At 60.9% G+C, this 13,587-nt stretch carries 12 protein-coding genes; 9 read left to right on the forward strand and 3 right to left on the reverse strand.

Annotated features, from left to right (window positions below):
* The first annotated feature begins 33 nt into the window (after positions 1 to 33).
* Both PPUTUW4_RS16150 and PPUTUW4_RS16155 read left to right on the forward strand, forming a co-directional pair.
* A complete protein-coding gene (locus PPUTUW4_RS16150; protein ID WP_015095652.1) occupies positions 34 to 666 on the forward strand; it encodes an isochorismatase family cysteine hydrolase in 633 nt (210 codons plus the stop codon).
* Entirely contained in the window at positions 666 to 2,231 is a 1,566-nt protein-coding gene (locus PPUTUW4_RS16155) for an aldehyde dehydrogenase (NADP(+)) (RefSeq protein WP_015095653.1), read from the forward strand. The genes PPUTUW4_RS16150 and PPUTUW4_RS16155 overlap by 1 nt, the downstream gene beginning before the upstream one ends.
* A 653-nt stretch (positions 2,232 to 2,884) precedes the next feature.
* Here PPUTUW4_RS16155 and katG read toward each other — a convergent pair.
* Positions 2,885 to 5,140 (reverse strand): catalase/peroxidase HPI, encoded by a 2,256-nt coding sequence (gene katG, locus PPUTUW4_RS16160; protein WP_015095655.1) that lies wholly within the window; start codon positions 5,138 to 5,140, stop codon positions 2,885 to 2,887.
* Between the two features lie 310 nt (positions 5,141 to 5,450).
* On the opposite strand from katG, the gene PPUTUW4_RS30050 reads away from it, so the two are divergent.
* Complete coding sequence (locus PPUTUW4_RS30050; protein ID WP_172435754.1) at positions 5,451 to 5,609, forward strand: hypothetical protein; 159 nt, start codon at positions 5,451 to 5,453, stop codon at positions 5,607 to 5,609.
* 124 nt (positions 5,610 to 5,733) lie between these two features.
* On the opposite strand, the gene PPUTUW4_RS16165 is transcribed toward PPUTUW4_RS30050, so the two are convergent.
* Positions 5,734 to 5,931, reverse strand: a complete 198-nt coding sequence (locus PPUTUW4_RS16165) for a YbdD/YjiX family protein (protein WP_007976534.1) — start codon at positions 5,929 to 5,931, stop codon at positions 5,734 to 5,736.
* Between the two features lie 14 nt (positions 5,932 to 5,945).
* The gene (locus PPUTUW4_RS16170) at positions 5,946 to 8,003 is read right to left on the reverse strand and encodes a carbon starvation CstA family protein (RefSeq protein ID WP_015095657.1); all 2,058 of its coding nucleotides are present in this window, start codon (positions 8,001 to 8,003) and stop codon (positions 5,946 to 5,948) included.
* A gap of 357 nt (positions 8,004 to 8,360) precedes the next feature.
* On the opposite strand from PPUTUW4_RS16170, the gene PPUTUW4_RS16175 reads away from it, so the two are divergent.
* The 6 genes from PPUTUW4_RS16175 to PPUTUW4_RS16195 all read left to right on the forward strand — a co-directional run bounded on the left by PPUTUW4_RS16175 (position 8,361) and on the right by PPUTUW4_RS16195 (position 13,474).
* Positions 8,361 to 9,725, forward strand: a complete 1,365-nt coding sequence (locus PPUTUW4_RS16175; protein ID WP_015095658.1) for a cache domain-containing protein — start codon at positions 8,361 to 8,363, stop codon at positions 9,723 to 9,725.
* Positions 9,726 to 9,759: 34 nt separating this feature from the next.
* Positions 9,760 to 10,392 (forward strand): response regulator transcription factor, encoded by a 633-nt coding sequence (locus tag PPUTUW4_RS16180; RefSeq protein ID WP_015095659.1) that lies wholly within the window; start codon positions 9,760 to 9,762, stop codon positions 10,390 to 10,392.
* A 257-nt stretch (positions 10,393 to 10,649) separates the two neighbouring features.
* On the forward strand, positions 10,650 to 11,090 hold the full coding sequence (locus PPUTUW4_RS16185; protein ID WP_015095660.1) for a hypothetical protein: 441 nt from the start codon (positions 10,650 to 10,652) through the stop codon (positions 11,088 to 11,090).
* A gap of 133 nt (positions 11,091 to 11,223) precedes the next feature.
* The gene (locus PPUTUW4_RS16190) at positions 11,224 to 12,246 is read left to right on the forward strand and encodes an IS110 family transposase (RefSeq protein ID WP_015093115.1); all 1,023 of its coding nucleotides are present in this window, start codon (positions 11,224 to 11,226) and stop codon (positions 12,244 to 12,246) included.
* Positions 12,247 to 12,668: 422 nt separating this feature from the next.
* On the forward strand, positions 12,669 to 12,830 hold the full coding sequence (locus tag PPUTUW4_RS30055) for a hypothetical protein (RefSeq protein ID WP_177325101.1): 162 nt from the start codon (positions 12,669 to 12,671) through the stop codon (positions 12,828 to 12,830).
* 53 nt (positions 12,831 to 12,883) lie between these two features.
* Complete coding sequence (locus tag PPUTUW4_RS16195; RefSeq protein WP_162130295.1) at positions 12,884 to 13,474, forward strand: XRE family transcriptional regulator; 591 nt, start codon at positions 12,884 to 12,886, stop codon at positions 13,472 to 13,474.
* The last annotated feature ends 113 nt before the right edge of the window (positions 13,475 to 13,587 follow it).

A 13,587-nucleotide genomic window follows, 5' to 3' on the forward strand; every position in this document is an offset into this window, starting at 1 on the left:
CATCATCCACGGATTATCTTGCGGAGAACCGCCATGTCCAACGCCACCTACCCTCTTGATCGGACGGCCTACCTGCTGGTCGACCCCTACAACGATTTTCTGTCGGAAGGCGGAAAGATCTACCCCTTGATCGAGCCCATTGCCACGCGAGTCGGCCTGCTCGACAACCTGCGCACGCTCGATCGCACCGTTCGCGGGCTCAACATTCCGGTGGTCATCGTACCGCACCACCGCTGGGAAAAAGGCGACTACGAAAACTGGGATCACCCAAGCCCCACCCAGTGCAAGATCATGCACATGCACCACTTCGCCCGCGGGGAATGGGGCGGCGAATGGCACCCCGACTTCGCGCCGCAGGACGGCGACATCATCGTTCAGGAACATTGGGGTTCCAGCGGCTTTGCCAATACCGACCTTGATTTTCGCCTCAAGCAAAAGGGTATCACCCACGTGATCATCGTCGGCCTGCTGGCCAATACCTGCATCGAGGCAACCGCCCGTTACGCTCAAGAACTCGGCTATCACGTCACCCTGGTACGCGACGCGACCGCGGCCTTCATGCCGGAGATGATGCATTCGGCCCATGAGCTGAACGGTCCGACCTTCGCTCACGCCATCCTGACCACCGATGAACTGGTTGCCGCACTGGCACAGGCAGGTGCGTGATGCAGTTGACCGGCAAGCTGCTGATCGGCGCCAGCGATGTCGGCGCCAGCGAAGGCACCCTGAAGGCGCTCAATCCCGCGACCAACCAGCCGATTGAACCGGTGTTTGCGCTGGGTAGCGTGGCCGATGTCGACCGGGCGGCGACCCTGGCCGATGAAGCGTTCGATGTGTACAGCCATACCTCGCTCGCCGTGCGGGCGGCGTTTCTCGAATGCATCGCCGACAACCTCGACCGCGTTCGCACGGCGCTGGCGGCACGGGCCGCCCTGGAAACCGGCGTGCCGGAGGCGCAACTGGAAGGCGAGGCAATCAAGGCGGCCACCCAGTTCCGCCAGTTCGCCGATGTGGTGCGCAAGGGGCGTTTCCTGCAACTGGCCATCGACCCGGCGCAGCCCGAGCGTCAGCCACGCCCGCGCATGGATCATCGCCTGCAAAAAATCGCCATCGGCCCGGTGGCGATTTTCGGTGCGAGCAACTTCCCCATCGCCTATTCGGTGGCCGGTGGCGATACCGCGTCGGCGCTGGCGGCGGGCTCGACCGTCATTCTCAAGGCGCACAACGCGCATCCCGGCGCCTCGGAAATCCAGGCCCGGGCGATCCGCCAGGCGGTGCAAGACTGCGGATTGCCCGAAGGCGTGTTCTCCATGGTGCGTGGCGGCGGCAATGCCATCGGCGAAGCGCTGGTCGATCATCCGCTGATCAAGGCCGTGACCTTCACCGGTTCCGAACAGGGTGGCATGGCGCTGTATCGGCGTGCGCAATTGCGCCCCGAGCCGATTCCGGTCTTCGCCGAAATGACCAGCGTCAACCCGACCTTCATCCTGCCCCGGGCACTGGCCGAACGCGGCGCGGCGATTGGCGATGGCTTCGTCGAGCGCATGTTGGTCAACGTCGGGCAAGCCTGCCTCAAGCCGGCGATCCTGCTGGCCGTCGAAGGTGCAGGATTTGCAGCCCTGCGCCACGCCATGAGCACACGCGTGAGCGCAGCACCGGCGCGCACGATGCTGACACCGGGCATTCATGGGGCCTATCTGAACGGGCTGCGCACCCTGGAAAACGCCGGCGCCCGCCTCGTCGCCGTGGGCTCGACATCCACCGCTGAAGTCGATGGCCGCTCGGCGCTGTTCGAAGTCGATGGCGAACATTTTCTCGCCGAGCCGGCGCTTTCCCAGGAAGTATTCGGCCCGTCCGCGCTGCTGGTGAAGGTCCGGGATGAAGCAGAGCTGTTACGGGTAGCGCGCTCCTTCAAGGGGCAACTCAGCGCGACCCTGCACCTTGAACAGGACGACTTGCCACTGGCCCGTCGCCTGCTGCCAACCCTGGAACGACGCACCGGGCGCATCGTGGTCAACGCCTTCGCCCATCCGCAGGAAGTGTGTTTTGCCACCGTGCATGGCGGGCCGTTTCCGGCCACCTCGGACAGTCGCTTTACCTCGGTGGGCATGACCGCCATCGAACGCTTCCTGCGCCCGGTGGCTTACCAGGGGTTTCCGGACGAGCTGCTGCCGGAACCTCTGCGCGAGGGGAATCCTTTGGGGTTGCCGCGCATTGTTGATGGTCAATAAACGGAAAATGCCGTTGCGTTGACTTGTAGGAGCGAGCTTGCTCGCGAAGAGGCCGCCACAGCCAACATCATCGGTGGCTGAACTACCGCTTTCGCGGGCAAGCCCGCTCCCACAGTAGATTCGGTAGTTCACAAATACTGCGTACACCCACTAACCCTGTGGGAGCGAGCTTGCTCGCGAAGAGGCCGACACAGCCAACATCATCGGTGGCTGAACTACCGCTTTCGCGGGCAAGCCCGCTCCCACAGTAGATTCGGTAGTTCACAAATACTGCGTACACCCACTCACCCTGTGGGAGCGAGCTTGCTCGCGAAGAGGCCGCCACAGCCAACATCATCGGTGGCTGAACTACGGCTTTCGCGGGCAAGCCCGCTCCCACAGTAGATTCGGTAGTTCACAAATACTGCGTACACCCACTAACCCTGTGGGAGCGAGCTTGCTCGCGATGGACTCAAGTGCGCCGCGCTAATCCAGCAAGCATGCGTTTTCGTTAACGACCATCGCGAGCAAGCTCGCTCCCACAGGTGGTGAGGGATTTGTAGATCGCCACAATGGCCCGGTACTGGTCGGCCTGGTCTGTCGGTGCTGAACAACAGTAGAAAGGCTTGCCGCGACCGGGTTCCTGCAGGTCGCGGCAAGTTCAGGCCTTTTGATTACGCCAGATCGAAGCGATCCAGGTTCATCACTTTAGTCCACGCAGCCACGAAGTCCTTGACGAATTTCTGCTGCGCATCGGCGCTGGCATAGACTTCGGCCAGCGCACGCAGCTGCGCGTTCGAACCGAAGACCAGGTCAACCCGGGTGCCCGTCCACTTCACCGCACCGGTTTTGCGATCACGCCCTTCGAACTCCTGCTGGGCATCCGACACCGGCTTCCACTCCACCCCCATGTCCAGCAGGTTGGTGAAGAAGTCATTGGTCAGCGCTTCCGGCCGCTGGGTGAACACACCGTGTTTGCTCTGGCCGACGTTGGTGTTCAACACCCGCAGGCCACCCAGCAGTACCGTCATTTCCGGTGCGCTGAGCGTCAGCAGTTGTGCCTTGTCGATCAGCAAGGATTCGGCGGGCACGCGGTACTGGGTTTTCAGGTAGTTACGGAAACCGTCGGCAATCGGTTCAAGGAAACCGAAGGACTCGACATCGGTCTGTTCCTGGCTGGCGTCCGTGCGTCCCGGGGTGAACGGCACCGTCACACTGTGGCCGGCGTTTTTTGCCGCCTGTTCGACACCCGCGCCACCGGCGAGCACGATCAGGTCGGCCAGGGAGATTTTCTTGCCGCCGCTGTTGAACTCCTTCTGGATGCCTTCAAGTTTGGCCAGCACGTTGGCCAGTTGCTCCGGCTGGTTGGCCGGCCAGGACTTCTGCGGCGCCAGGCGCAGGCGCCCGCCGTTGGCACCGCCGCGTTTGTCGGAACCACGGAAGCTGGACGCGGCGGCCCACGCCGTCGATACCAGCTGCGAGACCGACAGGCCGGACGCCAGCACCTTGCTTTTCAGGCCCGCCACATCGCTGTCGTTGACCAGCGGATGATCGACAGCAGGGATCGGGTCTTGCCACAACAGTTCCTCGCCCGGCATTTCCGGGCCGAGATAACGCGAGAGCGGGCCCATGTCCCGGTGAATGAGTTTGTACCAGGCGCGCGCGAAGGCATCGGCCAGTTGATCGGGGTTGGCCAGGAAGCGCCGGGCAATCGGTTCGTAGATCGGGTCGAAACGCAGGGCCAGGTCCGAGGTCAGCATGGTCGGATCACGACGTTTGGACGGATCAAAGGCATCGGGAATGGTCCCGGCACCGGCACCGTTCTTCGGTTTCCACTGATGGGCGCCGGCCGGGCTCTTGGTCAGTTCCCAGTCGAAACCGAACAGGTTTTCCAGGTAGTTGTTGCTCCATTTGGTGGGCGTGGTGGTCCAGGTCACTTCCAGGCCGCTGGTGATGGCATCGGCCCCTTTACCGGTGCCGAATGTGCTCTTCCAGCCCAGGCCTTGCAGCTCCAGGCCCGCGGCTTCCGGTTCCGGCCCGACGTTGTCGGCAGGCCCGGCGCCGTGGGTCTTGCCGAAGGCGTGGCCACCGGCGATCAACGCCACGGTTTCCTCATCGTTCATCGCCATGCGGCCGAAGGTTTCGCGGATGTCCTTGGCCGAGGCGACCGGGTCCGGTTCGCCTTCCGGGCCTTCCGGGTTCACATAGATCAGACCCATCTGCACCGCGGCGAGGGGGTTTTCCAGATTGCGGCCATTTTCGGTACGGCTGTCCTCGTTTCTTCCGGGCTCAGCCACCAAGGGCACATCGCCGGGTTTCTGCACCGGTTTGTCTTCTTTTCCGTAACGCGAGTCACCGCCCAGCCATTTGCTTTCGGAACCCCAGTAAACGTCTTCGTCCGGTTCCCAGACATCCGCGCGTCCACCGGAAAAGCCAAACGTCTTGAAGCCCATGGATTCCAGGGCGACGTTTCCGGTGAGGACGATCAGGTCGGCCCAGGAGATCTTGTTGCCGTACTTTTGCTTGATCGGCCAGAGCAGCCGGCGGGCCTTGTCGAGGCTGACGTTGTCCGGCCAGCTGTTGAGCGGTGCAAAGCGTTGCTGGCCGGAACCGGCGCCGCCCCGGCCGTCACCGGTGCGATAGGTGCCTGCGGCGTGCCAGGACATGCGGATAAAGAGAGGCCCATAGTGACCGAAGTCCGCCGGCCACCAGTCCTGGGAGTCGGTCATCAGCGCAGTCAGGTCTTTTTTCAGCGCCTGGAAGTCAAGGCTCTTGAAGGCTTCGGCGTAGTTGAAGTCGCCCCCCAACGGGTCAGACTTGGGCGAGTGTTGACTCAGGATCTTCAGATTCAGTTGGTTCGGCCACCAGTCGCGGTTCGTCGTGCCACCGCCAGCGGCGTGATTGAACGGGCATTTCGATTCAGTTGACATGGCATCTCCTCTTGATTTTGTTTTCAGCTAACCACCCTTGAGCGTGGATCCGGATCACCGATTGATGAAATAGCTTTTCGGTATGGGATCCATAGCCTTGAGGCTATGACAGCCCAGCGATCAGTCGCTCCAGAACATCCATTAAAGTACCGGTCCGGGAAACTGTCGCTTCATCCGGTGGAGATAGCTGATAAACAGCGCAAATCAGTCACGCGATGCAATATCATCAACACCTGCCACAATGGATTAACACCAATTGCTACAAGGACGTGGGCAACTGGAAGGATTGTTTGCCGCGAGAGGTTTCGCCATGTACCTCAAAGCCATTGTCATCTGGGTATTGCTGGCGATCATCGTTGTCGCCGTGCTCGGTCGCCTGGTGCATAACGCCAAGGTCGCCGACCGGGCACTCAAGATCGCCAAGCCGGATCATCAGCCTCACGGGAGAAAGAATGACAAGGCCCCATGACTGACCCGGGGCAACAAGGACAACAGGGGCGGTGACGATTCGGATCGCCGCGCGGCCTCAATCACTCGAGACTTTGCTGCACGCAATAAAAAACCGGCTTTTCAGCCGGTTTTTTATTGTTCACTCAACAGCACTTGGGTCCGGCTTTACTGCCGTAACGGGCTTCCTGGCGCTCGCGGAAGAACGCCTCGTAGTCCATCACCGGTTTGTCCGGGTGCTTGGTCTGCATGTGCTCGACGTAGTTGTCGTAGTCGGGCATTCCGACCATCAGGCGCGCGGCCTGACCGAGGTATTTACCGAGGCGACTCAGGTCATTGAACATGCTGCCCTCCTCGCCTATGCATTCGGCAGCGCCTGGAATGGCGCTTCTTTATCCGTACGCTCTTTGTTGCCCCAGGCGGCGATACCGACCTTGAGCGCGAAGAACAGGATGCTGAACACCACGAACAGGAACAGTGCGGTCAGCGTGGCGTTGGTGTAGGCGTTGAAGATCACGTGCTGCATCTGCTCGATGCTCTTGGCCGGGGCCAGCACCTGACCATTGGCCAGGGCATCGCTGTATTTCTTCGCCAGGGCGAGGAAGCCGATCGCCGGGTTGGCATCGAACAGCTTGATGAAGCCGGCGGTGGTGGTGCAGATCAGCAACCACACAGCCGGCAGCAAGGTGACCCAGGCATAACGCTGGCGCTTCATCTTGATCAGCACCACGGTGCCGAGCATCAGCGCGATACCGGCCAGCATCTGGTTGGAGATACCGAACAGCGGCCACAAGGTGTTGATGCCGCCCAGCGGATCGATCACGCCCTGGTACAGCAGATAACCCCACATGGCCACGCAGCCGGCGGTGGCGATCAGGTTGGCGGTCCAGGACTCGGTACGGCGCAGGGCCGGCACGAACGAGCCGAGCAGGTCCTGGAGCATGAAGCGCCCGGCACGGGTACCGGCGTCGACTGCGGTCAGGATGAACAGCGCTTCGAACAGGATCGCGAAGTGGTACCAGAACGCCATGGTGTTCTCGCCCGGCAACAGCTGGTGCAGGATCTGCGCGATCCCCACCGCCAGGGTCGGCGCACCGCCGGCACGGGCCAGGATGGTGGTTTCCCCGATGTCGTGGGCCACCGCTTGCAACGCTTCCGGCGTGATCGCAAAGCCCCAGCTGCTGACGGTTTGCGCAACGGCCACCGCATCGGCGCCCACCACGGCCGCCGGGCTGTTCATGGCGAAGTACACGCCCGGATCGATCACCGAGGCCGCGACCATGGCCATGATGGCCACGAAGGACTCCATCAGCATGCCGCCGTAACCGATGTAACGGGCATGCCCCTCATTGGCGAGCAACTTCGGCGTGGTACCGGAAGAGATCAGCGCGTGGAAACCCGACACCGCGCCACAGGCGATGGTGATGAACAGGAACGGGAACAGACCGCCCTTCCATACCGGACCGGTGCCGTCGATGAACTGGGTCAGGGCCGGCATTTTCAGCTCGGGCATGGTCACCAGGATGCCGATGGCCAGGGCCACGATGGTGCCGATTTTCAGGAAGGTCGACAGGTAGTCACGGGGTGCCAGGATCAGCCACACCGGCAACACCGCGGCAACGAAACCGTAGCCGATCAGCATCCAGGTGATCTGGATACCAGTAAAGGTAAAGGCCTTGGCCCACACCGGATCCGCGGCAATCTGCCCGCCAAGCCAGATCGAGCCGAGCAGCAACAGCACGCCGATCACCGAGATCTCACCGATGCGACCCGGGCGGATGTAGCGCATGTAGATGCCCATGAACATCGCGATCGGGATGGTCGCCATTACCGTGAAAATACCCCAGGGGCTCTCGGCCAGGGCCTTGACCACGATCAGCGCCAGCACCGCGAGGATGATGATCATGATCAGGAAGCAACCGAACAGCGCGATGGTGCCGGGGATGCGGCCCATTTCTTCACGGACCATGTCGCCCAGGGAGCGGCCGTTGCGGCGGGTGGACATGAACAGGACCATGAAGTCCTGCACGGCACCGGCCAGCACTACGCCGGCGATCAGCCACAGCGTGCCGGGCAGGTAGCCCATCTGCGCCGCCAGTACCGGACCGACCAGCGGACCGGCACCGGCAATGGCCGCGAAGTGGTGACCGAACAGCACGTGTTTGTTGGTCGGAACATAGTCCAGACCATCATTATTGAGCACAGCCGGTGTGGCCCGAGTGGGATCGAGCTGCATCACTTTGTTGGCGATGAACAGGCTGTAGTAGCGGTAGGCAACGAGGTAGATGGCGACGGCTGCGACTACGATCCACAGGGCGTTGATCGCTTCGCCGCGGCGCAGGGCCACGACACTCAGCGCAATCGCTCCCAGGACAGCCACGGCAAACCAGGCGAGGTGTTTAGCCAGACGGGGCATAGCGTGTCTCCTGCCGACAGCCAGTGACTGCGGCGGTAATTTTTATAATTGTGTCCGCGGTGCGGAGCTGGCCCAATATCTGCGCATGCCGTCCACAAATAAATCCGCGTTACTACGTACGTGGCGTCTACGTAGTTCTACGTAGAGACCACGATCTCCCTGTGGGAGCGAGCCTGCTCGCGAAGGCATTCTGTCATTCACATGGATGTCGACTGATACACCGCCTTCGCGAGCAGGCTCGCTCCCACAGGTTCAGTATTTCAACTGAATGACCTCACCCGCCAATGGTCATTGCGTCCAACAATGCTGTGTATCTTTGGCATATGATCCCCAGCCTTCGCGCGGGCAGGAGTCAACATGCAGCTCAAACACAAGATCGTCGCCCTCGGGATTCTGCCGCTGGTGCTGGCCATTGCCGTCATCTGCGCGCTGGTGATTTCCCTCAACCGCCAATTGGGCGATCAACAGGCGCAACTGATCGAAGACAGCATTCTGGCGAGCAAGCGTGCGGAACTGAAAAACTACGTGGAAATGGCCCAGAGCCTGATCGCCCCGCTGTACGACGACGGCCATGGCGACGCCCGTGCCCAGCAGCAAGTGCTGGAGGAACTGCGCAAGCTCAGCTTCGGCATCAACGGCTACTTCTTCGTCTACGACCACGAAGGCCGCAGCCTGATGCATGCGCGCCAGTCGGACCTGGTGGGCCAGTACCTGTGGGACATGAAGGATCCCCATGGCCTGCCGGTGATTCAGGCGTTGCTCAAAAGCGCGCAGTCCGGTGAAGGCTTCCAACGCTATGCCTGGAACAAGCCCTCCTCCGGCCAGGTGACCGACAAGCTCGCCTACGTGGTTATGCTCGACCGCTGGGGCTGGATGCTCGGCACCGGCATCTACCTCGAGGACGTCGAGCGCGCCACCCAGCAGGCCCGTGCTGAAGTGGCCATGGGCATCCGCAAGACCATGATGGCGATTGCCGTGGTCGCACTGGTCGCGGTGCTGTTCGTCTTCGCCACCGGCATGACCCTCAACGTCAGCGAGCATCGCCTGGCGGACAAGAAACTGCAGCGCCTGACCCAGCGCATCGTCAGCCTGCAAGAAGAGGAACGATCCCGGGTGTCCCGCGAGTTGCACGACGGCGTCAGCCAGGTGTTGGTCTCGATCAAGTTCCAGTTCGAACTGGCCAGCCATCTGCTCGAAAGCGGACAAGCCCAAGACAAGGGCCTGAACACCCTGAAGGACGCCACCGAACGCCTGGGCGATGCCATCGGTGAAGTGCGCAGCCTCTCCCATGACCTGCGCTCCTCCTTGCTCGACACCCTCGGCCTGCCGGCGGCCATCGGCCAATTGGCGGCCGAATTCGAGCAGCGCAGCGGGCTGACCGTGACCTACGACGAAAATGAATTCGACTGCCAACTGGTCGACGGCGCGGCGGTGTCGCTGTTTCGCATCGTCCAGGAAGGCCTGACCAATATCGAACGCCACGCCCAGGCGAAGCACGTGTCCATTACACTGCGCGGCTGCGACGAGTCCGTGCGGCTGACGCTGGTCGATGACGGCATCGGTTTCAACGTCGCCCAGGTCGAACGTCGTCATGCCGGCATTGGCTTGCGTAACATCCGCGAGCGCGTCGAACATTATGGCGGGCGCTTCGATTTGATCTCGATGCCGGGCAGAAGTGAGCTGGACGTACGACTGCCGATGAAACCCGGCGCAAAACGCTGAGCCGGCCCCACCACTACAAGAGTGAATAGCTGCGATGAACCTGCCCTCCCCGATCCGCATCGCCCTGGTCGACGATCACTCCCTGGTGCGCGACGGCATCAAGGCACTGCTGGCCGTGATGTCGCCCCTGGAAGTGGTCGGCGAAGCGGAAAACGGCGCCGACGCCATCGACATGGTCGGGCGCTGCCAGCCGGACCTGCTGCTGGTCGACATCAGCCTGCCGGACATGAACGGCCTGGAACTGACCCGCGTGCTGCGCAGCCAGTACCCGTCGCTCAAGGTGCTGGTGCTGAGCATGTACGACAATTACGAATACGTCAGTGAATCGGTGCGCTCCGGCGCCAGCGGCTACGTGCTGAAAAACGCCCCGTCACGGGAAATCATCGCCGCCATCGAAGCCATCACCAGCGGCGGCACCTTCTACAGCGCCGACATCGCCCAACGACTGATCGCCGACAAGAACACCGACAACGAACTGACCCCGAGGGAAAGCCAGGTGCTGTCGAAGATGGCGCAAGGGCTGAACAACAAGGAAATGGCCCGGGAGCTGGACATCAGCGTGCGCACGGTGGAGACACACCGCCTGAGCATCCGGCGCAAGCTCAACATCGACAAGCCGGCGGCGCTGGTCAAGTACGCCATCGATCACGGCCTCATTTCCCGCTAACCCCCCGCCCCCCTGTGGCCACTGCAAAAACCTGTGGGAGCGAGCCTGCTCGCGAAGGCGTCGGCATTGCCAGCAATGCTGTCAACTGACACAACGCATTCGTCGGATCGCCGCCCGGAGCAAGCCCACACAGGGGGGCACCGAATCATCCATTGACTGCATCAATAGTCACCATCAACTCAATGAAGTTCTCATAAAAAATCCACGGCGTAACATCTGCTCCATACCAACCCATAAGCACCCCGGAGCACACGATCATGAAACGCCAGACCCTCCTCAGCATCGCTTTCTCGGTTTTCGCAGTTAACGCTTTTGCCGCTACCTCTGCTCAACCTGTGGTCGCTGAAGGCGGCTCGGATCGATTGATTGAAAGCCGTGTGGCCGAAGGTGGTTCCGATCGTCTGATCGAAAACCGCGTCGCTGAAGGTGGTTCGGATCGCCTGATCGAAAACCGCGTTGCCGAAGGCGGTTCGGATCGTCTGATCGAAAACCGCGTTGCTGAAGGTGGTTCCGATCGCCTGATCGAAAACCGCGTTGCCGAAGGTGGTTCGGATCGCCTGATCGAAAACCGCGTTGCCGAAGGTGGTTCGGATCGCCTGATCGAAAACCGCGTCGCTGAAGGTGGTTCCGATCGCCTGATCGAAAACCGCGTCGCCGAAGGTGGTTCGGATCGTCTGATCCAGAACCGCGCGGCATAACTGACCGCGGCACCACAACGCCCATGAAAAACCCGGCCTGATCAGCCGGGTTTAATGAGATGGTCAGCCTGACCGAGAAGCCCTGCAGGTTTACGCTTGCAGGGCTTTTCTCGTTTTCGGCGGAGGATCTCTCATGAATACGATGACGCTTCTCGGTATCGACATTGGCAAACACAGTTTCCACCTGCATGGCCAGGATGCCAAAGGTCATCAGGTATTGCGCAAGAAAACCAACCGCGGCCAATTGCTCAGCACATTGGCGCAGGTACCGTCCTGTACGGTGGTAATGGAGTCCTGCGGCGGCGCCCATTGGCTGGCTCGACAGATTGGTGCATTGGGCCACGAGGTGAAGCTGATCGCCCCGCAGTACGTCAAACCATTCGTCAAAGGCAACAAAAACGACTTCATTGATGCCGAAGCGATTTGCGAGGCGGCGAGCCGCCCCGCGATGCGCTTCTGCTCGATCAAAACCGCAGAGCAACAAACGCTTTCAGCCCTGCATCGTGTCCGTAAATCTTTGATTGGCCAGCGAACCGTCGCAACCAACCAGATTCATGGCTTTCTGCTGGAGTTCGGGATCAGCCTGCCTATAGGTGCCGCTGCGTTGCACCGCGTGCCGGCGCTGTTGGACGACCCGCAGCACCCGGTTCCGTTGCGCCTAAAGGGCGTAGTGATGCGTCTCCATCATCAAATTCAACAGCTGAATGATGAAATCAAGGACATCGAGTCCGATCTGAAGCAGCAGCTGAAAGAAGACGATGCCGGGAGTCGTTTGCAGAGTATTCCTGGCATCGGCCCGATCACCGCCAGCGCGGTATTGGCGGATGTGGGCGATGCGTCGAACTATCGAAGTGGACGCGATTTTGCCGCTTCGCTAGGGCTGGTGCCGAGGCAGTATTCGACGGGCGGAAAAACAGTACTACTGGGGATCAGCAAGCGCGGCGACAAGCACATCCGCCAACTGCTGGTGCAGGGCGCGCGATCCATCATGCAGCATATCGATAAGCGGGAAGACGCCTTGGGGCCCTGGGTTCGAGAGCTGCTGACGCGTCGCCACTCCAATGTTGTCGCGTGCGCGCTGGCGAACAAACTGGCGCGCATCGTGTGGGCGGTACTGGCCAAAGGCGGCCAGTACGACCCACATCCGAACGCTTGAACAGCTTTACCACCGGCTTTTGCGACGTCACTGACTGATGACAGTAAACGGCAAACGGCCCGACTGAGAACCTGCCATAAAAATCAGCTTTAGAGGCTGAGGGTTTTTTCAGGACAGTCGGGAGCGGCTACTCATCGAGGGTCGAGCGTTGTTGCAGCAACGCTCACAATGAGCCCGGATACATTAGCGCAAGCCAGCTTTACCGAAAACAGCCCATGAGGTTGCAGGAGATGGGCTGACCATACATTTTCATGGTTTTTTAAACCGGAAGGCCACGCGTCCACGGCACTTCATCGACACTTGATACCGCCGCCTCAAATAACAAAAAAGAATTACCAAATAAATATTAAGTATTTATCGTTATAAAAGTAGAAGCGTACTCTCCAGTCATCCCGTCATTCATCACCACAGTGAAGTGCCCCATGAATCCGACTGACAACCTCATCGATTTCGCCAGCTACCGCAAGCGCAAACAAGCTCAGCAACGGGCACGGGCCATGTGGGAGATGTACGCACGCAACGCCGGATTACAGGCATTCCAGTGGGCTCAGGCGTCTCGGTCTACCGAGACACGTCAGGCGTGAACGCGCACGAACCCTCGCGCTTTCTGATAAGCGCGGGCGAGCCTGTGCTGGACCTGAACAATCCGGATGCCCCTGAAGAGGACCCGATCTGCGAACGGGTAGCTCAAAACCTGCTGCGCCTGCGGGGCAAGCGCCATCTGTCCCTCGATGCCCTGGCCCGACAGTGCGGCGTGAGCCGTGCCATGCTGGCGCAAATCGAATCGGGGCGCAGTGTGCCGTCCATCAAGGTGCTGTGCAAAATCGCCAAAGGCTTGAAGGTATCGGTGGCTGCGTTTCTGGAGCATCGGGCCTTCGAAGGTGTGGCCGTGCTGTCGGCGAGCCAGAGCAAACGCCTGGTCAGTGCCAACGGCGCTTTTGTCAGCCGCGCCCTGTTCCCCTTTGACGTGGCGCGCCAATCGGAGTTCTACGAGCTGCGCCTGAGCCCGTTGGGAGAGGACCATTCGCAGGGCCATGGCCCAGGCGTCCAGGAAAACCTGGTGGTGGCGCAGGGTGTGCTGGAAATCAGCGTCAACGACGAGCGTTACCTGCTGTCCACGGGGGACTCGATCCTGTTTTATGCCGACCAGCCCCACCGCTATCGCAACCCCGCCGACAGTGAAGCGGTGGCTTATCTTGTAGTGACCTACCCAGAACGCCTGGACTGAAACGACCTTGTAGGAGCGAGCCTGCTCGCGATGGACGTCAACGATGACGCGGGTTTCCTGAAAAAACGCGTCAGCCTCGAGTCCATCGCGAGCAAGCTCGCTCCTACAGGTAC

The sequence above is a fragment of the Pseudomonas sp. UW4 genome (genome assembly GCF_000316175.1).
Lineage (GTDB): Bacteria > Pseudomonadota > Gammaproteobacteria > Pseudomonadales > Pseudomonadaceae > Aquipseudomonas > Aquipseudomonas laurylsulfatiphila.